Below are 25,561 nucleotides of genomic sequence, written 5' to 3'. Positions count from 1 at the left end.
TCTTCGATTTGGTTGATGTTCATCTTCCCGTCCTCCATTGTCAGTTCAAGACAACAAGTCCAGCAATAATACTGGTCGTTACCGATTTTGCCCAGCTGTTTTTCTTTGCAGTTCGGACACCTCATTGGTACAAACCCCTTTTTTTACCAATCAGTATGCCCGACTCTCTCTTATTCATACATTCAGCAGATTACGTACCCATTGGATCCCCTCTTCTACCTGCTTTTCTGATGGATGTGTGTGTGGTGTATGTTCAAAAATAAAAAACTTCTCTCTTCCCTGACATAAAACCTGCAGCAAATCTTTCATGTCAAAACCTCCCTGCCACTGATGATAGTCAGGGTGAATGGGCGCCCAGAAGTATGTTTCGCGTAAAGAAGTGACATTGTGCATGTGGACCACACGAATGTATGGAAGCAGCGGTTCTATGTACGTTCTCCAGTCGTTTTTGCATGCCATCATGTAATCACCGATATCAACACAGATATCCAGAGGACTAAACGTCCGGCCAGACATAAAAAACTCATGGAGATAGCGGATGCCGTCCACGGACATGTCCTGTCCAAGCTTAGGCTCACAAACGATCGGGATATCATAGGTCTTTTGAAGTTCTGCAAGGTAGGAGATCCCTTCCTCCATGGCTTGCATCGGGTTATTGTGGCTTCCTTTAAAATAAGGGAAATGGACCAGGATGTAGGAGGCTCCCGCTTCCTTTACCATTTCGACATCGCTCTTAAACCGATTCCTTCCGTCTTTCGGATCCATGGCTACTTTTTCAATCAGGTCGTATTTGCTTCCTCCGCGAAGAAGAGGTGCATGAACGCCGAACGTGCCACCCTGTTCTTTCTGTATGCATAAAAACTGTTCCATCGATGCCCGGTCCCGAAACTCTCCGATCTCCACATGAGCGTGTCCCCATTTAAACAATTCATCGAACTTATCCGGATCCGACATGATGGTACTGCCGGACATACCAAGTGTATGACCCATCATCAATCCCGCCTTTCTACATGAAATCGTACGGGGAGAGCTGTTCCTCTTCTTCCTCTCCATTTACGTCCTGAGGTTCCTCGGACTGCAGCTTCTCTTTGAGCATGGTGTATCGGGTGTTGGTATCCGTCGTCCCGATGCCGTCCAGAAATGCTTCTTTATCTCCACAGATGATCAATGACTGCTTCGAACGAGTGATAGCCGTATAAAGTAAGTTTTTCCTGAGCATCCTCCGGTAACTTCTTACAACAGGAAGAACAACGATCGCAAACTCACTCCCCTGTGACTTGTGAATTGACGTGCAGTAGGCGTGCATGACGTTATTCAAATCCTTCTTCGGGTAGACTACCTCTTTCCCATCGAAGTCAATGACCAGCTGCTCGACACCGTCCGTATTCTCTTCTTCACGGAAAATGGCGACCACCTCTCCAATGTCCCCATTGTATACTCCGTCTTCCGGTTGGTTGACCAATTGGATCACTTTGTCCCCTTTTCTATAGGTGACGTCAAAATAAGTCAAATCCCGTTTCTGCTTATGCTTGGGATTGACCGATTCCTGAATGCTTCGATTAAGCTGATGAATCCCTACTTCTGTCCGGTACATCGGTGCCAGGACCTGAAGATCCTTCATCTCGATCCCTTTCTCCTGCGCTTTCTTCACGATGTTTGTAACGAGGTCGCTCAGCTGGTGTTCTTTAGCGGGGATGAAATTAAAATCATGCTCCTTCACAAGCGAGCGGATCGAGCAGGTATCGTTTTTGATCTCGTGCGCGAGCTGAATGATTTTCGAACCCTCTTTCTGGCGGTACACCTCCGTCAATTTAGCGGAAGGGATGACTCCTGATGCCAATAAATCCGCCAGCACCTGGCCGGGGCCGACAGACGGCAGCTGGTCTTCATCCCCGACGAGAAGCACCTGCATATTAGACGGAACAGCCCGGAACAGCTGATTCGCAAGCCAAACATCCACCATAGAGAATTCATCCACGATCAAAACATTGCCTTCCAATGGATTATTTTGATTCCTTTCAAACGAGTCGTGACCGTCCCAGCCGAGAAGACGGTGGATCGTACTCGCCGGCAGCCCTGTCGATTCGGTCATACGTTTCGCGGCACGACCGGTCGGAGCGGCTAAAACGAACGGAAACGGCTTATCACTTCCATAGTCTTCCGGATCCATAGAAAGCTCGTTCAGGCCGGCATATGTTTGGAGAATCCCTTTAATGACGGTCGTTTTCCCTGTCCCCGGTCCACCGGTAAGAATCATTAGTTTGGACTGAAGAGCTTGTTCAATCGCCTTATACTGCTCTTCTCCGTAACTGATGGCTTCCTCTTCCTCCAACTTGCCGATGAGCTTTAACAAATCCGCCTGCGTGTGTTCCGCTTCCACTTCTTCTATTTGAATGCGGTCCAAGTGCGTGCGAACCCCGTTTTCCGCAAAATAAAGCGAAGGCAGATACACACGATTTTCTTCGATGTAGACATATTTCTCTTCACCAAGATTGATGATCTGTTCAGAAAGCTGTTCAAAGGAGATGGACCCGTTCTCTCCCTGATTAAGCAGTTGTTCTACCTGTAACAGGCACTCTTCTGTCGGAAGGTACACGTGTCCCGCTCCCATGCTTTTCTGCATGATATAGAGGCAGGCAGCCCGGATCCTTGTCGGATGATCCAAAGACAGATTCTGGGCTTTGGCGATCTCATCCGCGCGATGGAAACCGAATCCTTCTACATGAAAGACGAGTTGATAAGGATCTTCCTCGATGATGGCCATCGTTTGATCTTGGAACGCCTGATAAATTTTCTGAGCAAGTTTCAAACCGAACCCATATTGGGACAGATGTACCATCACATGCTCGAATCCTTGATGCTCTTTCAGTGCGTAATAAAGCTGCTCTGCTTTTTCTTCAGGCAGCTTCGGTACTTCCTTCAACACATCGCGATCGGAAAGGATTTTGGAAACGGCCTTCTCTCCAAGATGCTCCACGATCCGCTCTGCCGTTTTCTTTCCGATTCCATGAAAGAGATCACTGGACAAATACAGAACCAACCCGTCTTTCGTTTCCGGAAGTACACGATGATACATCTGAACCTCGTACTGCTTCCCGAACTTCTTATGATTTTTAAATTCTCCATGAAAGATATACGTCTCCCCTTCTTCGAGGGGGGAGAAATGACCTTTGATCACAAGATTCTTATCATCGAAGTCTTCGTTCGTTTCTGTCACCTTGATCGAAGCGATGGAGAACTGCTCCGTCTCCTTATGGAAGATCATCCGGGCCAGTTCCCCTTTGACATAAGGGCGTTCTTCTTCCGTTTCATTAAAAAGGGATGGTTGCATCATATGCGTCGTTCTCCTTCGTTCTACTCGTTTAGCGCTTGTTCCACTTGTCCTTTGGCGTGGGCGGCAAGCATATGCTCGGGGTTTATTTCCAAGGCTTTGGAGAAGTGTTCCAAAGCTTTTTCCGCTTCTTCTTTATGAAGAGCCACCACACCAAGATTGTAATGGGCGTCACTATGCTGTTCTTCCAATTGTAGCACATTATGCATGACCTGTTCAGCCTGTTCAATCGCTCCATTTTGGGCGAGACACAGGCCGTATTGGAACTGAATATCCACATCTTCTGGAGCGAGCTCGGAAGCCGTCAACAAATATGGAAGCGCCATTTTCACTTGATCTTGATGCAGGAAGGTCAGGCCGAGCATGAAATGGACATCAGCTTCATTCAGGCCCTTCTTTATGGCAGTAAGGAACTGTGTTTGTGCCTTATTATAATCTTCCTGTTCATAATAGACATTCCCCAAACCGTAAAATGCCGTCGCTGCTTTCTCATCTAACTCTATAGCTCGATGGTAAAACCGTTCTGCCCGTTCATAGTCGTTCATATGTGTGAGCAGGTTACCAAAGTTGATATACCCCACAGGCTCTTTAGGATTTTCGTCAATTGCTTCGGTAAACAGTTTTGCGGCTTCCTCGTAATCATGGTTCTGCATGCGTTCAATTCCCTGTTTCAATTTATCCATCGTTTTTCCCCTTTCCGTTCTTTGTTTCCCATAAAAAGCCATGTCCGTTGATGGGACATGGCCTGGTTTTATCCTACATAGGTGATGGCTGCATTTTGCTTTAATACAACATCGATAGTAGCTCCGCCGAGGCAGACATCGCCATCATACAAAACAACTGCTTGTCCTGGTGTAATTGCACGTTCCGGCTCATGGAACATGACCTTCCACGTTCCATCATCCAGCGGATATACCGTGACCGCACTGTCATCTTGACGATAACGGAATTTAGCCGTACACTCAAACGGCTCCTGAGGGACTTCCCCTCTTGTCCAATTTGCTTCAGAAGCAATCAGACCGTCGGAATACAAAGCTTCGTGATGGAAGCCCTGGCCCACATAAAGGACGTTCTTCTCTACATTCTTCCCGACAACGAACCACGGATCCCCCGCACCCCCGATGCCGAGACCTTGACGTTGTCCAAGTGTATAATACATAAGTCCGTCATGCCGGCCTTTCACTTCCCCGTCCAACGTCTCCATATTGCCGGGCTGGGCAGGCAGATACTCACTTAAGAATTCCTTGAAGTTACGTTCACCTATGAAGCAGATTCCTGTGGAATCCTTCTTCTTAGCCGTTGCAAGGCCGTGTTCTTCTGCGATTCTGCGGACTTCTTTCTTTTCCATATGTCCGAGTGGGAACAGGACTTTCTCAAGGACATCCTGAGAAAGTTGGTTAAGAAAATACGTCTGGTCTTTATTGTTATCGACACCTCGCAGCATTTCGTATGTGCCTTCATTTTCACGCACCTGCGCGTAATGACCTGTAGCGAGATAGTCTGCACCAAGGGACATGGCATGGTCCATGAATGCTTTGAATTTAATTTCTTTGTTACACATCACATCCGGGTTCGGTGTTCTTCCTTTCTTATATTCCTCAAGGAAGTAGGTGAACACTTTATCCCAATATTGTTTCTCGAAGTTGACGGCATAGTACGGGATATCCAGCTGGTTGCAGACACGGATGACATCTTCATAGTCTTCCGTTGCTGTACATACCCCGTTCTCGTCTGTATCGTCCCAATTCTTCATAAAGATTCCTACGACATCGTAACCCTGCTCCTTTAAAAGGAGAGCGGCAACGGAGGAATCGACACCCCCGCTCATTCCTACGACGACGCGTGTATCTTTCGGTTCTTTCATTACTCTCACCTTCCTTTAGACAGTCAAACGTTTAATGATTCGACTGACTCGTCTTGCTGCTTCTACTATATTTTCTTCATCGTTCGCCAAGCCGAAACTAAAACGAATCGAATTTGTGGTTCTTGGGTCATTTTTTCCGAACATTTCCGTCAGTACATGAGAAGGCTCTACGGACCCGGCAGTGCAGGCACTTCCGCTGGATGCGGCGATGCCGTCCAGATCAAAGTTTGTCAGAAGTGCTTCTACGTTCATCCCCGGAAAACTGATGTTTACGATCGATTCCACTGTCCATTCTTCCGGACTGTTCACATGGAAATCAACCGCTCCTTCTTTCAGTGTCTCTAGAAACAGCCGTTTAAATCCTGCATATTTTTCTTTCGTAGAGCTTCTCTCCGCCTGCATGATCTCCACGGCTTTCTCCAAGCCTTTGACGGCAGGGATGTTCTCTGTACCGGCACGACGCTTCCGTTCCTGTTCTCCTCCATGTTGAAGAGACTCAAGCGGCGTTCCTTCCCTGGCATATAAAAATCCGATACCCTTCGGACCATTAATTTTATGACCGGAGACAGCAAGCAGGTCTACCGGAAGCTCGGACACATCAATATCGATCAATCCATACGCCTGGACGATATCCGAATGGAACAAAGCCTGATGATCAGCTAAAAGTGCTGCTGCCTTCTCAATAGGCTGGACAGCTCCCGTCTCGTTATTGACCATCATAATCGAGACAAGAATGGTTTCTTCTCTCAATGCTTCTTCCAAATCCTTCATCCTGATGATTCCTTGTTCATCGACAGGAAGGTAAGTCACTTCAAACCCCTGCTTTTCCAAGTGTTCGACTGCATGTAATGTAGCATGATGTTCGACCGAGGTGGTAATGATATGCTTACCCTTACCGGAATTTGCTAAAGCAGATCCGATGACTGCAAGGTTATCCGCTTCCGTACCTCCACTTGTAAAGATAATCTCTTTCTCATCTGCCTGGATGCTCTTTGCAATAGTTCGTCTCGCCTCATCGAGAATCCGGCGTGCTTTCCGCCCGAATTGATGGACGCTGGACGGGTTCCCGAACACCTCTTCAAATACGGGAACCATCGTCTTGACAACATCCGGATGAACCGGTGACGTCGCAGCATGATCTAAATAGATAGGTTTCATTTCGTTCACTCCATCAAAGGTATTAAATATAGAACATATAGGCGTCCTGCGTCTGATCTTCCACGTGATCTTTCAAATCCTCAAGCGTTGTCGTATCGAGCACGTCTTTCACCGCATCCCTTACACGCTTCCATAACGCCTGTTTGGCCGGCTCTTCATTTTCAATGCCTTCGACGGGCGTAATCGGCCCTTCCAACACACGAATAACGTCTCCGGCAGTTATTTCATGTGGAGCCCTTGTCAACATGTAACCGCCATATGCCCCGCGGACACTTTTGACGAGACTTGCATTCCGCAGTGGCGCAATAAGTTGCTCCAAATAGTGCTCGGACAAATCATTATCCCTGGCAATCTGCTTGAGGGATATGGGCCCGTCCCCATACTTGCGTGCAAGTTCAATCATAATGGTCAGCCCGTAGCGGCCTTTGGTAGATATCTTCATAGGAATCACCTTTCATTATAAGAAACTGTAACCACTTCTTCGCTTGAGGAAGGGTATAACCGACAAATGTACCTAATAATAACGCGATGAATACGGTACCCAATCCTACAGGTCCGCCGAGGGCGAAACCGAGGACAGCGACTGTAATCTCAATTCCATTCCTTACGGTTGAAACTTTCCAGCCGGTGGCATTTGTAAGGAGCAGCATAAGGCTGTCCCTCGGTCCTGCACCTATCTCGGAAGATACATATACACCGACCCCGAGGGCCGTGATGAACGTACCACCGGCAAAAACGATAAGCTGGAAAAGTAAAGACTCGGGCTCAGGCAGAACCCAGTTGAAAAAATCAATAAATACGCCGATCAACACCATGTTCAACACGGTACCGATCTGCGGCAATTTCTTTTGGGCGACAGCGCTCAATAAAACAATGATAAGTCCGGCAATGATTGACCATGTCCCCACAGTTAATCCGAACTGTAAAAACAGACCATAGTGAAATACGTCCCATGGTCCGATTCCAAAGTCCTTGACTTGCATCGTCATAGAGATACCGAGGCCCAGGATGACTAATCCGATTGCGAAGAAACTCCAGCGGAGAACCGCTTCGTACTTCGTCTTTTTCTTGTTGCTCACACGTCATCCTCCTCTCTCTATTATACCAAACGCTATTATAGCATGGATGGCAACCCTCTTGCATTTTATACGGAATCATTCTACGCTTACCATTACAATGAGAAGAAGGAGACTGAACAATGAGTCAACAACCACTCGCATTCCGCATGCGTCCATCTAATATCAATGAAATTATCGGTCAGCAGCATCTGGTAGCCGAAGGTAAAACGATCCACCGCATGGTAACGGCAGGAAGACTCGCTTCGATGATCCTCTTCGGTCCGCCTGGTACAGGGAAGACGTCCATGGCAACAGCATTGGCCAAGAGCTTACGCATTCCGCATAAATTATTGAATGCTGTGACAGATAAGAAGAAAGACATGGAGATTGCTGTTGAGGAAGCCAAAATGCACGGACAGCTCGTGCTGATCCTCGATGAAGTACACCGTCTGGATAAAGCGAAGCAGGATTTTCTCCTTCCTCACCTGGAGAGTAACCGTTTAACACTGATCGGCTGCACAACGAGCAACCCATACCATTCGATCAACCCGGCAATCAGGAGCAGATGCCACCTTTTCGAACTTCATTCCTTAACAGAGGAAGATGTGAAAACCGCTCTGGAAAGGTCCATCAACGACGAAAACCAAGGACTCGGTCATATGAACATCTCTGTCACCGATCAAGCCCTTGATCATTTTGCTGCTGCGTCGAACGGGGATCTGAGGTCCGCTTTAAACGGTTTGGAGCTTGCCGCCTTTTCTACACCGGAAGACGAAGCAGAAACCGTACAGATCACGCTGGAAGTGGCGGAAGAATGCATGCAGAAAAAGAGCTTCTCTCACGATAAAGACGGGGATGCCCATTATGATCTCCTGTCCGCCTTTCAGAAATCGATACGCGGGAGTGATGTAGATGCATCCCTTCATTATTTAGGCCGTCTCATTGAAGCCGGTGATCTAGACAGTATAGCCAGACGTCTCGTAGTCATCGCCTATGAAGATATCGGTCTCGCAAACCCCCAGGCAGGGCCGCGCGCACTCGCTGCCGTAGAAGCCGCTGAACGAATCGGATTTCCCGAAGCAAGAATACCGCTGGCGGTAGCTGTAACGGAGCTTGCTCTTTCCCCGAAATCCAACAGTGCTTATAAAGCGCTGGATGCAGCTTTGGCAGATATCCGGGCCGGCAAGAGCGGGGACGTACCTGCCCACCTGAAAGACTCCCACTATAAAGGGGCACAAACGCTCGGGCGGGGAATCGACTACAAATACCCGCACAACTATGAAAACAGCTGGGTCAATCAGCAGTATCTACCAGACAAATTGAAAAACCGTACCTATTACGAAGCGAAACGGACAGGGAAATTCGAACAGGCACTGGAGCAAGTCAATAATAAAATAAAGAAACAAAAATCCACGTGAGTATAAACGGCTGCCTTGTTGGCTACACTACTATTAAATCTGACAAACTATCAGCTTACCGATAAAGTTAGGAGTGGTGTAGATGCCTAAAGTAAGGCAGGATGCCTGGTCTCATGAAGATGATTTATTATTAGCAGAAACGGTGCTTCGTCATATCCGTGAAGGAAGCACTCAGTTACGTGCCTTTGATGAAGTCGGCGACCTTTTAAACCGTACGTCTGCCGCCTGTGGTTTCCGTTGGAATGCAGAAGTACGCCAAAAGTATGAACAAGCAGTAGAACTAGCGAAGAAACAGCGGAAAGAAAAGAAACGGAATGAAGCGAAGCAGCAAGTGGAATACCCGCAGCCTTCCCGTTCTGTTCCGGAAGAGAAAGAAGTGGCCGAACACCATGCCTACACCTATACAGAACCGCTGGAACAAGCGATTCCCGGCCCACGTAAAGACGACCTTAACCTAACAGATGTTATCCGTTTCCTGGATACTCTTCAAAAAGAAACGTCCGCTTCCGGACCAGTTCAACAACAGTTGAATCAATTGGAGGCACAGAACGAAGAATTGATGGAACGGAACAATCAACTGTCACGTCAACTAGAATCGATGTCAGAGGATTACCAGGCATTGATACAGATCATGGACCGCGCAAGAAAAATGGTTCTATTCGACGAGCAGGATGCTACTTTCAAACCGCAGTTCCGAATGGAGAAGAATGGAAATCTGGAGAATGTAGCCCGCTAGGATAATAAAAAAGGCTCCGAGCATTTAAATGCCCGAAGCCTTTTTATTATGTAAAAATTCTCTCGTAAATCCTATAACACAATAAAAAAATCAATCCCAATCGTGCCGTCGCATCATGAGTTTTGAACCTGCTCCTGGCAGGTGGGTGCCCTGCTCCACATTTCTTGCGTCCTCCCATCAGTGATGGTTATGAGGCTTGCATTCCATGTGGAAACGCCAAGCTCCCGATTCAAAAATGTTAGGTCAAAACGTACATTAGAGCAACGTACACATCAGGATTGATCTCTTTAATTGTAATGTTATCTTAGCATATATCCATTAGCTAAGCAAGAAGGAAGAAACAGTTTTACTCAGCTCATTTATCCGAGCCGGATTCTTTCAGCTGCAGATGAAGTTCTTCCAATTGCTGGGTGCTTACTGCCCCTGGTGCATCTGTCAATGGATCTTGAGCAGATGCCGTTTTAGGGAATAGAATCGTGTCACGGAGATTGGTGCGTCCGGCAAGAAGCATGATGAGTCTGTCCAATCCAAAAGCGATTCCCCCGTGTGGAGGAGTCCCGTACTCTAAGGCTTCCATAAGGAATCCGAACTGTTCATCCGCTTCTTCTTTCGTGAATCCTAGTACTTCAAACATTTTTTCCTGCATTTCCTTCTGATAAATACGAAGGGAGCCGCCGCCTAGTTCGTATCCGTTCAGTACGATATCATATGCTTCCGCTTTGACGTCCTGCGGATGCCCCTGCAATCGATCCACGTCTCCGTTTTCAGGCATCGTGAACGGGTGATGGGCTGCATAGTAACGACCATCCTCTTCATCGTACTCGAACAGCGGCCAATCTGTTACCCAAAGGAAGTGGAACTTGCTTTCATCAATTAAGTTCAAGGAACGTCCCAATTTCAAGCGGAGCGCACCGAGGCTGTCTTGAACAACCGATGTTTTGTCCGCTACGAACAAAAGAAGATCTCCTTCTTCTGCTTCCAGCGCTGCGCTTAGGGCATCTGCTTCCTCATCACCAAAGAATTTGGCGATCGGCCCGTTGAACGCACCTTCTTTCACTTTTAACCAAGCAAGCCCTTTAGCGCCGTATACTTTGACGTCCTCTGTCAACTTATCAATGTCCTTGCGGGAGAAATCGTCCGCTTTTCCTTTCACATTGATTGCGCTGACTTGTCCTCCGGAAGCTACAGCACTGCTGAATACTTTGAAACCGGAATCTTTCACAAGTTCAGAGATATTGACCAGCTCCAGGCCGAAACGTGTATCCGGCTTGTCGGAACCAAAGCGCTCCATTGCTTCATCAAACGGCATGCGCAGGAAAGGCGTCTCTATATCCAATCCCTTTACTTCTTTCATGACGTGCTTCATCATGCGCTCCGTCATACTCATTATTTCATCTTTGGACATGAACGAAGTTTCGATATCGACTTGGGTGAATTCGGGCTGGCGGTCCGCTCTTAAATCTTCATCACGGAAACAGCGGGCAATCTGATAATACTTTTCAAAACCAGCCATCATCAGCATCTGTTTAAACAGCTGTGGAGATTGAGGCAGCGCATAAAACTGCCCTTCATGAACACGACTTGGAACGAGATAATCACGTGCTCCTTCCGGTGTACTCTTCGTCAACATCGGCGTTTCCATATCCAGGAACTCTTCCCCGTCCAGGAAGTTCCGGATGGCATTCGTTGTCTGAGAACGAAGACGGAAAGTATCCTGCATTTCCTTACGACGAAGATCTAAGTAGCGGTATTTCAAGCGAAGATCTTCCGATACATCCGTTTCATCTTCAATCATGAACGGTGGGGTTTTCGCTTTATTTAAAATGTTGACCTCTTGAACCGCCACTTCCACTTCTCCGGTTCCAAGATTTTTATTGACGGTTGCTGACTCACGGGCGACGACCTGTCCTTTCACTTCCAGGACGAATTCACTGCGTACTTCTTCTGCCGTCTTCAGCGCCCTCTCTGAAGTTGCCGGATTGAAGACGACTTGAACGATACCGGACCTGTCGCGGAGATCGATGAAAATCAATCCACCTAAATCTCTTCGTTTCTGTACCCATCCTTTTAACGTAACTTCCTGACCTATATGATCTTTCCTTAATTTACCGCCATTCGTTCTTTCCATGTCATTTCCCTCCAGCCAGTTTGGATTGCATATAACGGACGACTTCCTCAAGCGCTATTTCTTTCTGCTCGCCGGTCTCCATGTCTTTCACATTGATGACTTGCTTTTCCAGCTCCTGATCACCGATGACTAATACATAACGGCTCCCAAGACGATCGGCAGCTTTAAACTGCCCTTTCATTTTCTTCCCTAGATAATCTTTGTCCGCCTGTATACCGTTCAAGCGCAGCTCATTCGTGATTCGAACGGATTCCTTTTCGGCTTCTTCTCCCATAGCGACAACGAAGCAATCCATCCCCTGCTCCACCGGAAGTTCCACCCCTTCTGCATCCAACGCCATAAGAAGGCGCTCGATACTCATAGCAAAACCGATTCCGGAAGTTTCAGGACCTCCTACTTCCTGAACAAGTCCCGTGTAACGGCCTCCTCCACTGAGGGTGGTGATCGCACCGAAACCGTCAGCCTCACTCATGATTTCAAAGGCTGTATGATTATAATAATCAAGACCACGAACAAGATTCGGATCGATCACATATTCAATCCCCATAGTATCCAGGTGTCCTTTAACACGTTGGAAATAATCTTTCGAATAATCGTTTAAATAATCCAGGATGGATGGTGCCGTGGCCATCGCCGGATGATCTCTGTCCTTTTTGCAGTCCAATACGCGGAGAGGATTCTGATCTAACCGAAGTTGGCAATCCGAACATAGTTCTTCTTTGTGAGGTTCGAAGTGCTCCACCAGTGCTTGTCTGTGAGCTTCTCTGCTTTCTTTATCTCCGAGACTGTTCAAGACGAGTTTCAACGACTTCAACCCAAGCGTCTTATAGGAGTTCAAAGCAAGGGAAAGGACTTCTGCATCTATGGCCGGGTCGTCAGAGCCGAGTGCTTCAATGCCGAACTGAACGAACTGACGCTGTCTCCCCTGCTGCGGACGCTCATAACGGAACATCGGCCCCATATAGAAGTATTTCGTCGGCTGGTTCGGAAGACCGTACACTTTGTTCTGGACGAAGGAACGCACGACGGAGGCTGTCCCTTCCGGTCTCAGTGTGATACTCCTGTCGCCTCTGTCCTGGAAGGTGTACATTTCTTTCTGTACGATATCCGTGCTGTCCCCGACACCTCTTTGAAACAACTCCGTGTGTTCGAAAATAGGTGTCCGGATTTCTTTATAATTAAAGCGTCTGCATAGTTCTGTCAGCTGTTGTTCAACAAACTGCCATTTTTCTACGACACCAGGCAAAATATCCTGGGTGCCTCGTGGGGCATTGATAGCCATGAAAATTCCTCCTTCATACGTTACAAACCATTTTTAACCATTAAAAAACCCGTCCTTTTTCCGATATAGGAAAAAGGGACGGGTTACTACCCGCGTTGCCACCCTGATTGAAGCATGAAGCTTCCACTCAAAACAGTTAACGCCTGTGTACGTCTGTACCTACTTGGTCTTTCGATACAGCACCTAGGAAACGTCTTTCATCCGATCATAACGGGGGTGTTCTTTCAGCCTAGGGAACACCTTCTCTGTCCGCATGGGAAAGGGTTACTCTTTTCCTCAATGGTTTTACGATTCGCTTTTGAATTGATTACTATCATATAGTTTCCTTCATTCCAATGTCAAGTTATCTGTGGCAAATAATTTGTTTAAATCTATCGAAAGACGGAAGGATAATCCAATTCACTGTCGAATAATGTGTGATGTATACTTTTAACAGGAGGTGTAAGTATTTGAAGAAATGGCTATTTGTCATGGTTGTTATCCTGACAGCGGCCCTATTTCAGGGAAATGAAACTGTCTTTGCAGATCAGGCCGTCATTCAAACGGATAATATGAATGTACGATCCGGACCTGGAACCAACCATGATTCCATAGGAAAAGTCCATACCAATGAATCCTACACCATCGTCGATAAAAAAGGCGATTGGTTGAAGATCAAATGGAATGGCAAAACAGGATGGGTCGCAGCATGGCTCACAAAAGTGAAAACGGATAGTGCTTCTCCCGGAGGTACCGTCTACACCACCAAGTATGACTACTTGAGGATACGTTCCGATGCAGGTTTAAGCGGAACGATCAAAGGTCACTTGATGAAGGGGGATCAGGTACAGGCACAGGATAAGACCGGAAAATGGGTCCTTATCACTCACAGTGGAATCAAAGGCTGGGTCCACAGCGATTACCTGACGACCAAATCCGTTAAGAAAGAGTCCTCGAGCGCGACTGGTTCAAACAGCTCCGACCAAACTGTCAAAGGAAAAGTGAAGGTCGGCACGGACGTTTTGAACGTAAGGAGTCAGGGCTCCCTGCAAGGAAAAGTTTTAACCCAGATTCAAAGAGGTCAGACATATGAATACATAGGCGAACAAAATCGTTGGATTCATATTAAATGGGGAAACGGAAAGACAGGATGGGTAGCAGGGTGGCTGGTTAACAAAGTAGAGGACAACTCCAGTACGAAAGCCGATACCTCTATTACATTGTCTTATAACGGGACAAATATCCGCAGCGGTCCTTCAACAAATGACAAGATTCTTGGAAGGGCTCATAAAGGGGATCAATTCCAGGTTCTTTCCAAAGAAGGACAGTGGTACAAGATCAGCTACAGCGGAAAAACCGCCTACGTAGCCGGTTGGATTGTCGAAGAAAGCGGTAAAGGAAGCCAAACAGCAACACCAGTCTCCTCCGGCAGCCTGAACGGCAAAACTATCATGATCGATGCTGGTCACGGCGGAAGAGACCCCGGCGCTATTGGGAGAAACAACAGCTTGGAGAAAAACCTTACATTAAGCACAGCTCAAAAATTGAAGAACCAGTTGGAGAGTAAAGGGGCAAAAGTATTAATGACACGGACGAAGGATGAATATATTTCCTTATCCATCCGTTCCTATTATGCAAAACGTTCCGACGCTGATGCATTTGTAAGCCTGCATTTAAACAGTGCGCCATCCGGAGTAACGGCGAGGGGAATCAACACGTTCTACTATCATTCGAAAGATAAGGGACTGGCTACCTCCGTACAAAACTCTGTCGTAGATTTTACCGGTTTAAACAACAGGGGAATTTTGAACGGGAACTTCCACGTACTTAGAGAGAATAATAAACCTGCCGTTTTGGTAGAATTGGGATTCATCTCTGATGCCCGCGAAGAACAGACCGTGCGCACCAATCAATACCAGGAGAAAGCAAGTCAAGGAATCACTCAAGGCCTTATCAATTATTTTAAATAAGCAAGGTCAAAAAAGCGCCGGAGCATCTAGCTCCGGCGCTTTTTCCTCATCTTTCTTTACTGTCGATAATCAAGGTTACCGGCCCGTCATTCGTAAGCTGGACATTCATCATTGCTCCGAATTCGCCTGTCTCAACCGGAATGCCCTCCTGTGTGACCATCTCATTAAAGGTTTTATATAACGGTTCTGCCAACTCCGGTTTTGCAGCACCCATAAAATTAGGTCTCCGTCCTTTGCGGCAGTCACCATATAAAGTAAATTGGGAAATCGACAACATTTCCCCCTCTATATCCATTAATGAATGATTCATCTTCCCATTCTCATCTTCGAAAATCCGGAGATAAGGAATTTTCTTCGCCAAATACCTGGCATCTTCCTCTGTATCCTCCTGAGTAACGCCCAAGAGGACGACAATTCCCTGTCCTACTTGTCCGATCGTCTCTCCAGCCACTTCCACAGAAGCTCCGGAGGTACGTTGTATAACTGCCCGCACTCCATTCACCTCATCTTCTTTTACTGCATAACACGACGCACTGTATATACTTCCTGTATCTGCTTAATCCGTTCAACAATTTTTCTTAAGTGATTCGTATTTTGTATCAAGATGGTGATATGGATCGTAGCCATCTTGTTGCGGTCCGATTTCCCGGAAACGGCTGTTATGTTCGTTTTCGTTTCGTTGACAGCCTGAAGCACTTCATTTAGAAGCCCTCTGCGATCATAGCCCCAGATTTCAAGGTCAACGTGATACTGTTTCGAATCGGTAACCGACATTTCCCATTTGACAGGAAGCAGCCTAGGCTGTGCTTCTTCCGTCTGCACATTCGGACAATCCGTCCGGTGCACAGATACACCACGGCCTTTCGTTATATATCCGATAATTTCATCACCGGGTACCGGGTTACAGCACTTGGATAATCGAACAAGGAGGTTGTCCACACCTTCCACACGTACGCCTGAATCACGCTTCCCGACTTTCGGTGGTGTTTTAATCTCCGTGGTACTAACGTCCGCAAGGGTCTGTTCCAGGTCCTGTTCCTTCTGCTGACGTTTTCTGATTTTCTCCGTCAGGCGTGTCGCTATTTGAGCTGCTGTGATTCCCTGATAACCGACAGCGGCGAACATGTCTTCCTCGTTTGCAAAGTTAAACTTCTCAGAGACACGCATCAGGTTCTCCTGTGTGTAGACGTCTTTTGGCTGGATACCGAAATTACGGATTTCTTTATCGACAAGCTCTTTCCCTTTAGCTATATTTTCATCCTTCTGCTGTTTCTTGAAGAATTGTTTAATCTTATTTTTAGCTTGGGAGGTCTGTGCTAGCTTAATCCAGTCTTTAGACGGGCCGTAGGCATGCTTGGATGTCATGACATCGACAATATCTCCTGTTTTCAATTCATAGTCAAGCGGCTCCATTTTACCGTTAACCTTCGCCCCTATTGTCTGATTGCCGACTTCCGTGTGGATGCGATAGGCAAAATCAACAGGTACAGAACCCGACGGGAGTTCAATAACATCTCCCTTCGGTGTGAACACATAAACCATATCCGAAAATAGATCGACTTTCAGAGATTCCATAAATTCTTCTGCATCATGCGTTTCATTCTGCCATTCCAGAATCTCACGGAACCAAGTCAACTTCTCTTCAAATGACTGTTCTGCCGCACTTTGTTTGCCTTCTTTGTATGCCCAGTGAGCCGCAATTCCGTATTCGGCTATCTCATGCATGTCATGTGTGCGGATCTGCACTTCCAAAGGATCACCTTTTGGACCAATTACCGTCGTATGCAGAGACTGGTACAAGTTCGGTTTAGGCATAGCGATATAATCTTTGAACCTTCCCGGCATCGGTTTCCAACACGTATGGATGATACCTAAGACGGCATAGCAATCCTTAATGCTTTCTACGGTAATTCTAACGGCTAACAAGTCATAGATTTCGTTGAACTGCTTATTCTGCAGAACCATTTTCCTATAGATGCTGTACAAATGCTTCGGTCTTCCGTTTAAATCCGCTTGGATGTTCACATCATCCAACTGCGTCTGGATTTCGTTAATTACTTCCTCAATATAATGTTCGCGTTCATTACGCTTTTGCTTCATCAAGTGAACGATTCGATAATACTGCTGCGGGTTCAAATAACGGAGGGCCGTGTCTTCCAGCTCCCACTTAATTGTAGAAATTCCTAAACGATGCGCAAGCGGTGCAAAAATCTCCAATGTCTCATTCGAGATCCTGCGCTGCTTCTCCGCAGGGAGATGCTTCAATGTCCGCATATTATGAAGGCGGTCGGCTAGTTTGATCAGAATAACACGGATGTCCTTCGCCATCGCGACGAACATCTTCCTGTGATTCTCTGCCTGCTGCGCTTCCTTGGACTTATATTTGATTTTACCAAGCTTTGTGACTCCGTCCACCAGCATAGCCACTTCAGTGTTAAATGCATCGCCGATTTCTTCCAAGGTAATATCCGTATCCTCCACCACGTCGTGAAGAAACCCACCAGCAACAGTTTCCGGATCCATTTCCAGATTAACTAATATCCCTGCTACCTGAATCGGGTGGATAATATAAGGTTCTCCGGATTTCCTGAATTGATTGCTGTGGGCTTTCTCGGCGAATTCGTACGCACGACGAATAAATGCCAGATCTGACTCATTCAAATACTGACTTGCTTGCTCTATGACTTCTTCTGCAGTTAGAACTGTATCTTTGGCCATTCCATCACCCTAGTTTCTTTAAAACTTTCTTTATTTTCTATTTGGTATCATTATCAAAAAAAGCGCGGCTTTTGTAAAGGAAAAGCTTACTTAATTGTAAAACAAAGAGCGCCCCAACAAGGGCACTCTTTCTTTTTATTAGTATTGCATTAGCGTACAGACATCATGGCCTTTCAGCTTGCTGCGGCCGTTCAGGTAAGTAAGTTCAATTAAGAACGCACATCCCGCAACTTCTCCACCGAGCTGCTCAACAAGGTTAATCGTTGCTTCGATTGTTCCTCCTGTAGCAAGAAGGTCATCGATAATCAAGACACGCTGACCCGGTTTGATCGCATCTTTATGAATAGTCAATACGTCCTTACCATACTCGAGGCCGTAATCGACTTTGATTGTTTCACGAGGCAGTTTTCCTTCTTTACGTACCGGTGCAAAACCGATTTCGAGTGCATAAGACACAGGACAGCCTACGATAAACCCGCGTGCTTCCGGTCCTACGACGATGTCGATGTCCTTGTCTTTGGCATATTCCACGATTTCGTCAACCGCTTGTTTGAATGCAGGACCATTATCCATAAGTGGGGTGATGTCCTTAAACTGCACTCCCTCTTTCGGCCAGTCCTGTACGATTGCGATATGTTCTTTAAAATCCATTAAATACTTCCTCCTTGACGTGCTTAGACCCTTGGTTCATATATTGGTCAAACCAATCTTTCAACTCATGATAAGTGGAATAGTAGAGCGTTTGTTCCATCTGAAGTTGTTCTTCGCGTCTGCGATAGAGCTGTGACTCTTTCAAGTCCTTCTGTGAAGGTTGTGATTCAACCGTAATAATCCCATTCTCTATTCTAACAAAGTCCAGTTCAAAAAACACCTCTGAAATAAATTCCACCATGGAACGGTCCCAGCCTTTACGGTTGGCAAGCAATTCCGTTTCTTTACGAAGATCAAAACGCCCGCGTTTTAAAAGCATACCATAAAACCATTTGAAATGATCCCTCGTCGGCCATCTCTTAAGAAAAGCGCCATCTTCAAGCTGATAACAGACATACACTTTACGCGCATCCACTATTTCTAAAACCTTTTTCAACTGATCGATTTCAGAAGGAAGATCGAGGAGCAGGAGCCCGTCCAGATGAAGCTCTTCGGTAAGATCGTTTGAACCGTATACAGGTATGTCAAACGGGGCCTTCGTCTTCTCTAGAAAACGGATAGCCGCATATGTTTCCCCTTCCGGTATATCGATGCTCTTTTCCAAATGTTTCGAGCCGCGCAGGTCAAAAAGCTGCTGCTCCTTTACAGCCAGATCCTTGACCATGACCTGCACATTTTTCCGACCGTTCCATTCATTTATCCCGAGCTCACCAACGATGTCTAACGGGGTATGTGGAGCAATCTGCGGATACAAATCCCCCATATGAAAAGCGATCCCGTCCACCTTGGCTTGATTTTGTAAAAACTGGAACTTCAGATGATTTTTCTTGCTTCCAATCAAACGTATTTCCTTCGGCGTATGCTTCAGGTGAAACAGCGGCTTCGGGTTGCCCATACCAAAAGGACGCAGCCTGTTCACTTCTTCAATCTGCTTTAATGAGATTTCTTCGATTTCCACCGTAGATTCAATATCCAGTACCTGGTGGTAGTCTTCTTCGGTCAGCTTTTCTTCTGCCTTTTGGATCAGGTCTTCCCGCAGGTTATTCACTTCTCCTGTTTCAAGAGTCATACCCGCTGCCTGCGCATGTCCACCGAAGTGAATAAATCGATCCCTGACTTCCATGCAGTTCGTAAATAAATCAAAAGCAGCGATGCTTCTTGCCGAACCCTTCGCTTGCTGCTTTTCCGGATCAATGGCAAGAACGATGGCAGGACGGTCAAATTGACGCACGAGTTTCGATGCTACAATTCCCAGGACTCCGGGGTTCCAGCCTTCCTTGGCGACGACAATAACCTTGTCTGCTTCACCTTTTTCATTCTTGACCATCGCTTCCGCTTCTTTCGCGATGGAGGCGACGATTTTCTGCCGTTCTATATTCAACTGGTTGATAAAAGCGGCGATCTCCTGCGCCTCATCCAGACTGTCTGATATCAATAAGTCCACGGCCGGTGTCGCATCTTGAAGTCGACCGACCGCATTCAAACGCGGCCCAATCGTAAAACCAATGGTTTCTTCCTCCATATCCCCCTCGATTCCACAAACCTGTCTAAGTGCCTGAATACCTGGACGAGTAGAACGGGAAATCGCTTCTAGACCGGCGGAGGCCAGAACACGATTTTCCCCTTTCAGAGGGACGAGATCGGCGATCGTACCTATGACCACCAAATCAAGGAATTCCGTCGGAAAATGCCCCAGGAGCGCTTCGGCAAATTTAAATGCGACGCCGACACCTGCCAGCTCCTGAAACGGATAGTCCGCCGAAGTTTTCGGGTGAATGATGCTGTAGGCGTCGGGCAGGCGTTCCTGCACTTCGTGGTGATCGGTAATGATCAAGTCAATGCCGAGCTCTTTTGCAAAGGCGGCCTCTTCGATAGCGGCAATGCCGGTGTCAACCGTAATGATTACCTTGAAGCCGGAATCACTCGCGAACTGGAAGGCTTCTTTATTCGGACCATATCCTTCCGTAAAACGGTTGGGAATGTAGAAATCACAGTCAGCACCCGTTTTGCGGATTGCTTCTACCATAAGAGTTGTCGACGTGACACCGTCTGCGTCATAATCTCCGAAAACAAGAATCGGCTCCCCTTTTTCAACCGCTTCTTTTACACGGTTGACCGCCTTCTCCATCCCATCCATCAGGAAAGGGTCGTGAAGTTGTGTGACAGATGGGTTCAAAAATGTCCGCACATCTTCCGGTGAGACGATTCCGCGCTTCTCCAGCAGCTGTTGTGTAAGGGGGGTAATCCCCTGTACATCTTCAATGGTTGCCGCGGCTTCTCTATATGTAAAATTCCATTTCATCTTACTTTGTATCATAAGTTCACCCCTGACCCGTCTATTATACTAGAGCGGACCAGGGGTAGCAAACCGGATTATGTGAGTTTGGAGTTTTCCTCCTGCTCATCATTTACAGCAGGATCATGGACAGGTTCATCTGTATGAGTATGGACATCAGCAGGCGCATCCAGTTGAGCGCGCAGCGACTTGTTTTCCCGTTTGAGCCTGTAATAGCGAATGGCTCCTACAGAAGCTGTTGCCAGTCCACCCAGCAGTACAGATATCAGAATAACAAGAATCAATGGCGCTTCTCCGGTGCCGAATAAATAATTGACCTGCACGGCATCCACGTTGATCACGGCGAAGATCGCAATGAGTAAAGCGAATATAAGTGCAAGGATAATGTAAGTTTGCCCTTTCACATTCCCACTCCTTTCTTTTTGTCTTTATTGATATACCCCGAACACTATAATAATAATCAAAAATGCCCGTTATCACCAGAAAGCTGCAGCTATCCTATCACAACAAGCTGAAAAAATCCCCGCCTTCAGGGCGGGGATTTTTTCTTTCTCTATTCTTAGACTTGTGGTCCATCCACTTTTTTCTTTTTCACGTAGTTAATTGGCTTTTCTTTGATGTTGCGTCCACGCCATATCAGCCACAGCTGAGAAGCAATGAACAGGGACGAATACGTACCTGCGAGCAAACCAATTACCAGCGCAAAGGAAAAATTCGTGATGGAAGAAGCACCGAAGAACAAGAGCATAACAGCCGCAAAAATAACGGTAAGTACCGTATTAATACTCCTCGTCAATGTCTGCATCAAGCTGTCGTTGACGATTTTAGCAAGTTCTTTGAAGGACTTGACCTTTTTCTTCTGCTTCAGGTTCTCTCTGATTCGGTCAAACGTAACGATTGTATCGTTGACGGAATACCCGACAATTGTCAGGATCGCCGCAATGATAGTGACGTCAAATTCAAGCCTTGTGATACTGAACAAGGCGATGATGAAGAATGCATCATGCAGCAAAGCAATGATTGCTGTGAGGGCGAAGAAAATTTCAAATCGGATAGTCACGTAAATGATAATCCCGATGGATGCATATAACACAGCCAGTGCCGCATTCTTCGCAAGCTCCTGTCCGACAACAGGAGACACCGTGCTGACGTTCGGTGTGTTCCCGTATTCTTCTTCATAGTAGGCCTGAATCTCAGACACCTTGTCTTTGCTTAGTTCCTTATCGAAACGAGCTACAGCTATTTCGTTATTATCTCCGGAAATAACGACTTTTTCGGTGACAGATCGAATTCATCTTCCATTGTCTGTTCGATCTGTTCTGAAGAGACATTCTCGTCAGCAAGGATGGAAACCCGCGAACCGCTCGTGAAGTCAATCCCCAGATTCAAGCGGAAGATCGCGATGGCTATGATTCCCGCTACTACCAGGGCAATAGAAACTGCAAAGAACCGTTTTCTTAGACCCACGAAGTCAAATTGACGTTTGGCGAACGTTGCTTCAACTTCCTGTCCATCCTCAATATTTTGAATATCCTCAGGCTTTACCCCAAACCATTTCGGTCGCTTGTTCAGGAATCTGCTCTTCACCCAGAGCCCCATGAACAGGCGTGTACCGTAAACTGCAGTGATGAAGCTGACAAGGATACTTACAATCAGCATCGTCGCAAACCCTTTGACGGAACTTGTACCGAAAATGAACAATACTGCTGCAGCAATCAAGGTAGTGATGTTGGCATCCAATATTGTGGAAAGCGATCGTTTATTTCCTGCTTTGTAGGCAGACATGAGTGATTTACCTGATTTCAATTCTTCTTTAATCCGTTCATATGTGATGATATTGGCATCGACAGCCATTCCCACCCCGAGAATCAGGGCAGCGATACCCGGTAAGGTCAGGACACCATTCATCCATTCGAACACAAGCAGAATTAAATAAATGTAAGTCGTCAATGTAATCGTAGCGATGACACCCGGGAACCGGTAATAAGCGATCATGAACAAGAAGATAACAGCTACTCCTATAAATCCGGCAAGGATCGTTTTGTTCATGGCTTGTTCCCCGAATTGAGCACCTACAGAAGTCGAGTACGTCTCTTCCAAGTTAACCGGAAGGGATCCCGCATTGAGAACATCCGCCAGCTGTTTAGCCGACTCAACAGTGAAATCACCGCTGATCATGATGGAGTTACTTCGGATCGGACCATTCTGTCTGAACGACGGAGCAGAAATATAACCAGGATCCTCTTTCCCATACTCCTCTGCAAAGGATGTATCCTCATTGTAATCAAGCCAGATGACTAATAAATCATCCGGATAAGGCGTTTCCGGATCGTCCGGTGTTTCATAAATCTCCTTGGATACATCATAGAATTTAGAAGCATCTTTCACTTTCAACGTGACAACCGGCTCGTTTGTATCCGGATTGAAGGTCTGCTGAGCGCTTCCTTCCACCAAGTCCGAACCGTTTAAGTATTCTTTCCCGTCCGTGCCTCTCATAGAGAGCTGCGCGGATGTCGATAAAAGCTCCCGAGCCGTTTGTTGGTCTTCTACACCTGCAAGTTGAACACGAATCCTTCCTCCGTCTTCAATGGAGATATTCGTCTCACTGATACCTAGTGTATTGACACGCTGGTTCAATGACTCAGCAGTCGCTTCCAACACTTGATCATTGACTTCCTGGTCTTCGTTCAACGGTTCGACATCGTATAAGATTTCGAATCCTCCTTGAAGATCCAGTCCGAGTTTTATGTCTTTTGTAATTCCCGTGATGGTCGTCCCGATTGCAGACGCTATCAACAAGACCACAAGGAAAAAGGCGACGATCCGCCCTCTTTTCACCATATATACCGCTCCTTCTACTCTGTTTCACACAGGCGGTTGTTGAACCACTTGTTATGTATTATGTATCAAAATCTGACAAATTAGAATCACTCGTTCTCCATTCTACTACTTTTTTTAAAAATGGCAACTGTACCGGAGAGCGTTTCAGGAACCTTCCAAGGCTTCGATCGAAGCAAGCAGGTCGTCGCTTTCGTATGCTTCAGCCGTCAAATAACCGGTGTATGTATGACTCGAGAGGCGAAAGATGTCCTGAACGATTTCATGAAGCCTCTTCTCCGGTTCTCCGTTCCAGACCTTCTTAATCAAGCAGTTCCAAATTTCTTCCTTTGTCGCTTGTTCATAGCCTAACAAATGCAGTTCTTCCACTTTGCTCTGCAACACCGGAGACACGCGCCTTCTCCATTCTCCGACCGTTTTCATTTGATCCATATCCATTCGCCTCTCTCCGCTATTTAATCTATTGTCATGGCTTGTCCAACCATACGCATATACTTCATTGTAGCGGAAATTCAATACTTTGAGAAGGCGGATCAATGTTATGTCTAAACAAACTTTTCTTCATGGAGCTCTCATTCTCGTAGCTGCAGGACTAATCACGAGATTGCTTGGCTTCATTAACCGGATCGTTGTAGCCAGGGTCATGGGGGCGGAAGGGGTGGGCCTTTACATGATGGCACTGCCTACACTCATTCTCGCCATTACGATCACTCAGTTCGGACTCCCCGTTGCTATCTCAAAGAGGGTGTCAGAAGCGGAAGCAGGCGGAGATGAACGGAAAATCAAGCGGATTCTGGCCGTATCTCTCTCCGTAACAGGTACACTCAGTATCTTATTCACAGCGCTGCTGTTCATCATGGCTCCCGTCATTGCCAATCACTTTCTGACGGATTCCAGAGCCCTCTATCCACTGCTTGTCGTTACACCAATCATTCCAATCATCGCTGTTTCCTCTGTAATAAGAGGCTACTTCCAAGGCCGTCAGAATATGAAACCTCAGGCGATGTCTCAAGTGATCGAACAGGTCGTGCGAATAGGTGCTGTCGTCCTTCTTACAAAACTGCTCTATCCTTACGGTGTCCAATTTGCAGCCGCAGGGGCCATGGCATCAGCTGTCCTCGGAGAACTTGCTTCTCTTTTCTATATGCTAAGACAATTCAACGTACACAAGCGGTTCCGTTTGAGGAAGACATGGAAAAGTCATATCGGTGAGGGACGAAAAACGTTGAATGAGTTGATGACCATTGCCCTTCCGACAACCGGCAGCCGATTTATTGGATCGCTGACGTATTTCTTTGAACCCATTCTCGTCGCACAAAGTCTGGCCATTGCGGGAATCGCAGCCGTTGAATCAACGAAACAGTATGGAGAGCTTACCGGGTATGTGCTGCCGTTATTGTTCCTGCCCACCTTTTTGACGCATGCTTTGTCTATATCTCTCGTTCCGTCCATCAGTGAAGCTCAAGCTCAAGGAAAAACAGAGACGATTCAGTACCGCATCATGCAGTCCATCAGACTCTCCATAGCTTCCGGTGGTGTCATCACCATTATTTTTATGATCTTCCCCGCCGTCATTCTCATGACTATTTACGGGACAAGCAGCGCCGCTTTTATGCTGCAGTTCATGGCACCATTCTTTCTGCTGCACTATATACAAACACCCCTTCAGGCGACTCTCCAGGCACTTGATTTAGCCAAGCCGGCTATGTGGAACACACTCATAGGCTCGGTCGTAAAATTTGTCGTCCTTGTCGGTTTAAGTTCACGACCTGAATTCGGTATACACGGAGTCGCGCTGGCAATCGTTGTAGGGGTGGTCGTCGTAACCCTGCTGCACATGGCTGTATTAATCAAGTACAAAATTATCACCTTCCCTGTTTCCATGTTCCTTAAGTTTGCTGCTGTAATCGGCATCACAGGATATGCAGGAATGACCTGGAAACACGCATGGCTGGATGCCAGCAAGCCGGTCTCTCAACTCTTGACGATGGGCGTAACGCTTACTGTCTTCTACCTTTTCTTATTATTCTTCTTCCAGCTTCTCCGCGTGGAAGAGTGGAAGATGATCCCATGGAAACGATTATTCCATAAAAAATAACCGCAGCAATCGCGGTTATTTTTTTATAAACAAATT

The 25,561-nt window shown here is 46.7% G+C and carries 21 protein-coding genes, 1 other RNA gene and 1 other annotated feature; of the genes, 4 read left to right on the top strand and 18 right to left on the bottom strand.

Annotated elements, in window-relative coordinates; translation table 11 throughout:
- Positions 1-174: 174 nt before the first annotated feature.
- From D479_RS17155 to D479_RS17125, 7 genes are all read right to left on the bottom strand, one after another.
- Positions 175-993, bottom strand: a complete 819-nt coding sequence (locus D479_RS17155) for a TIM barrel protein (protein WP_241210945.1) — start codon at positions 991-993, stop codon at positions 175-177.
- A 13-nt stretch (positions 994-1,006) separates the two neighbouring features.
- Entirely contained in the window at positions 1,007-3,334 is a 2,328-nt protein-coding gene (locus tag D479_RS17150; RefSeq protein WP_008639512.1) for an ATP-dependent RecD-like DNA helicase, read from the bottom strand.
- A 20-nt stretch (positions 3,335-3,354) separates the two neighbouring features.
- Positions 3,355-4,014 carry a tetratricopeptide repeat protein gene (locus tag D479_RS17145; protein ID WP_008639511.1) on the bottom strand — a complete coding sequence of 220 codons (660 nt, stop codon included), beginning with the start codon at positions 4,012-4,014 and terminating at the stop codon, positions 3,355-3,357.
- Positions 4,015-4,082: 68 nt separating this feature from the next.
- A complete protein-coding gene (gene mnmA / locus D479_RS17140; RefSeq protein ID WP_008639510.1) occupies positions 4,083-5,195 on the bottom strand; it encodes a tRNA 2-thiouridine(34) synthase MnmA in 1,113 nt (370 codons plus the stop codon).
- 15 nt (positions 5,196-5,210) lie between these two features.
- A complete protein-coding gene (locus tag D479_RS17135) occupies positions 5,211-6,353 on the bottom strand; it encodes a cysteine desulfurase family protein (RefSeq protein WP_008639509.1) in 1,143 nt (380 codons plus the stop codon).
- 22 nt (positions 6,354-6,375) lie between these two features.
- Positions 6,376-6,795, bottom strand: a complete 420-nt coding sequence (locus D479_RS17130; RefSeq protein WP_008639507.1) for an Rrf2 family transcriptional regulator — start codon at positions 6,793-6,795, stop codon at positions 6,376-6,378.
- Positions 6,749-7,432 carry a YitT family protein gene (locus D479_RS17125; RefSeq protein WP_008639503.1) on the bottom strand — a complete coding sequence of 228 codons (684 nt, stop codon included), beginning with the start codon at positions 7,430-7,432 and terminating at the stop codon, positions 6,749-6,751. The genes D479_RS17130 and D479_RS17125 overlap by 47 nt, the downstream gene beginning before the upstream one ends.
- Positions 7,433-7,551: 119 nt before the next feature.
- On the opposite strand from D479_RS17125, the gene D479_RS17120 reads away from it, so the two are divergent.
- Together D479_RS17120 and D479_RS17115 are read left to right on the top strand one after the other, a co-directional pair.
- Positions 7,552-8,829, top strand: coding sequence for a replication-associated recombination protein A (locus tag D479_RS17120; RefSeq protein ID WP_008639502.1), 1,278 nt, complete (start codon positions 7,552-7,554; stop codon positions 8,827-8,829).
- 82 nt (positions 8,830-8,911) lie between these two features.
- The gene (locus D479_RS17115; protein WP_008639500.1) at positions 8,912-9,565 is read left to right on the top strand and encodes an RsfA family transcriptional regulator; all 654 of its coding nucleotides are present in this window, start codon (positions 8,912-8,914) and stop codon (positions 9,563-9,565) included.
- A gap of 89 nt (positions 9,566-9,654) precedes the next feature.
- On the opposite strand, the gene ssrS is transcribed toward D479_RS17115, so the two are convergent.
- The 3 genes from ssrS to hisS form a co-directional block, all read right to left on the bottom strand.
- A non-coding RNA gene (ssrS, locus tag D479_RS20340) (6S RNA) lies at positions 9,655-9,847 on the bottom strand.
- Positions 9,848-9,920: 73 nt separating this feature from the next.
- A complete protein-coding gene (gene aspS / locus D479_RS17110) occupies positions 9,921-11,693 on the bottom strand; it encodes an aspartate--tRNA ligase (RefSeq protein ID WP_008639498.1) in 1,773 nt (590 codons plus the stop codon).
- A gap of 1 nt (position 11,694) precedes the next feature.
- The gene (gene hisS / locus D479_RS17105) at positions 11,695-12,975 is read right to left on the bottom strand and encodes a histidine--tRNA ligase (RefSeq protein WP_008639496.1); all 1,281 of its coding nucleotides are present in this window, start codon (positions 12,973-12,975) and stop codon (positions 11,695-11,697) included.
- 71 nt (positions 12,976-13,046) lie between these two features.
- Positions 13,047-13,264 (bottom strand) — a binding site (T-box leader).
- A 160-nt stretch (positions 13,265-13,424) separates the two neighbouring features.
- Here hisS and D479_RS17100 point away from each other — a divergent pair.
- On the top strand, positions 13,425-14,924 hold the full coding sequence (locus tag D479_RS17100) for an SH3 domain-containing protein (protein WP_008639494.1): 1,500 nt from the start codon (positions 13,425-13,427) through the stop codon (positions 14,922-14,924).
- Between the two features lie 46 nt (positions 14,925-14,970).
- Here the strand turns inward: D479_RS17100 and dtd are convergent, their stop codons facing one another.
- The 8 genes from dtd to D479_RS17060 form a co-directional block, all read right to left on the bottom strand.
- Positions 14,971-15,417 (bottom strand): D-aminoacyl-tRNA deacylase, encoded by a 447-nt coding sequence (gene dtd, locus D479_RS17095; protein WP_008639492.1) that lies wholly within the window; start codon positions 15,415-15,417, stop codon positions 14,971-14,973.
- A gap of 20 nt (positions 15,418-15,437) precedes the next feature.
- The gene (locus tag D479_RS17090; protein WP_008639490.1) at positions 15,438-17,642 is read right to left on the bottom strand and encodes a bifunctional (p)ppGpp synthetase/guanosine-3',5'-bis(diphosphate) 3'-pyrophosphohydrolase; all 2,205 of its coding nucleotides are present in this window, start codon (positions 17,640-17,642) and stop codon (positions 15,438-15,440) included.
- Positions 17,643-17,780: 138 nt separating this feature from the next.
- Complete coding sequence (locus tag D479_RS17085; protein WP_008639488.1) at positions 17,781-18,293, bottom strand: adenine phosphoribosyltransferase; 513 nt, start codon at positions 18,291-18,293, stop codon at positions 17,781-17,783.
- Positions 18,283-20,610, bottom strand: coding sequence for a single-stranded-DNA-specific exonuclease RecJ (recJ, locus tag D479_RS17080; protein ID WP_008639485.1), 2,328 nt, complete (start codon positions 20,608-20,610; stop codon positions 18,283-18,285). Before recJ ends, D479_RS17085 begins: the two co-directional genes overlap by 11 nt.
- A 56-nt stretch (positions 20,611-20,666) precedes the next feature.
- The gene (locus D479_RS17075) at positions 20,667-20,993 is read right to left on the bottom strand and encodes a lipopolysaccharide assembly protein LapA domain-containing protein (RefSeq protein WP_008639483.1); all 327 of its coding nucleotides are present in this window, start codon (positions 20,991-20,993) and stop codon (positions 20,667-20,669) included.
- A 155-nt stretch (positions 20,994-21,148) separates the two neighbouring features.
- The gene (gene secF / locus D479_RS21335; protein WP_346773262.1) at positions 21,149-21,832 is read right to left on the bottom strand and encodes a protein translocase subunit SecF; all 684 of its coding nucleotides are present in this window, start codon (positions 21,830-21,832) and stop codon (positions 21,149-21,151) included.
- Positions 21,829-23,430, bottom strand: a complete 1,602-nt coding sequence (gene secD, locus D479_RS17065; protein ID WP_008639479.1) for a protein translocase subunit SecD — start codon at positions 23,428-23,430, stop codon at positions 21,829-21,831. Before secD ends, secF begins: the two co-directional genes overlap by 4 nt.
- 144 nt (positions 23,431-23,574) lie before the next feature.
- Positions 23,575-23,865 (bottom strand): post-transcriptional regulator, encoded by a 291-nt coding sequence (locus tag D479_RS17060; protein ID WP_008639477.1) that lies wholly within the window; start codon positions 23,863-23,865, stop codon positions 23,575-23,577.
- Positions 23,866-23,968: 103 nt separating this feature from the next.
- Between D479_RS17060 and spoVB the strand changes: the two genes are divergently transcribed.
- Complete coding sequence (spoVB, locus tag D479_RS17055) at positions 23,969-25,525, top strand: stage V sporulation protein B (protein WP_008639475.1); 1,557 nt, start codon at positions 23,969-23,971, stop codon at positions 25,523-25,525.
- The last annotated feature ends 36 nt before the right edge of the window (positions 25,526-25,561 follow it).

Source organism: Halobacillus sp. BAB-2008 (assembly GCF_000328325.1).
Lineage (GTDB): Bacteria > Bacillota > Bacilli > Bacillales > Halobacillaceae > Halobacillus.
The sequence above is the reverse complement of the archived record's forward strand: the minus strand, read 5'-3'. Positions and strand labels throughout refer to the sequence as shown.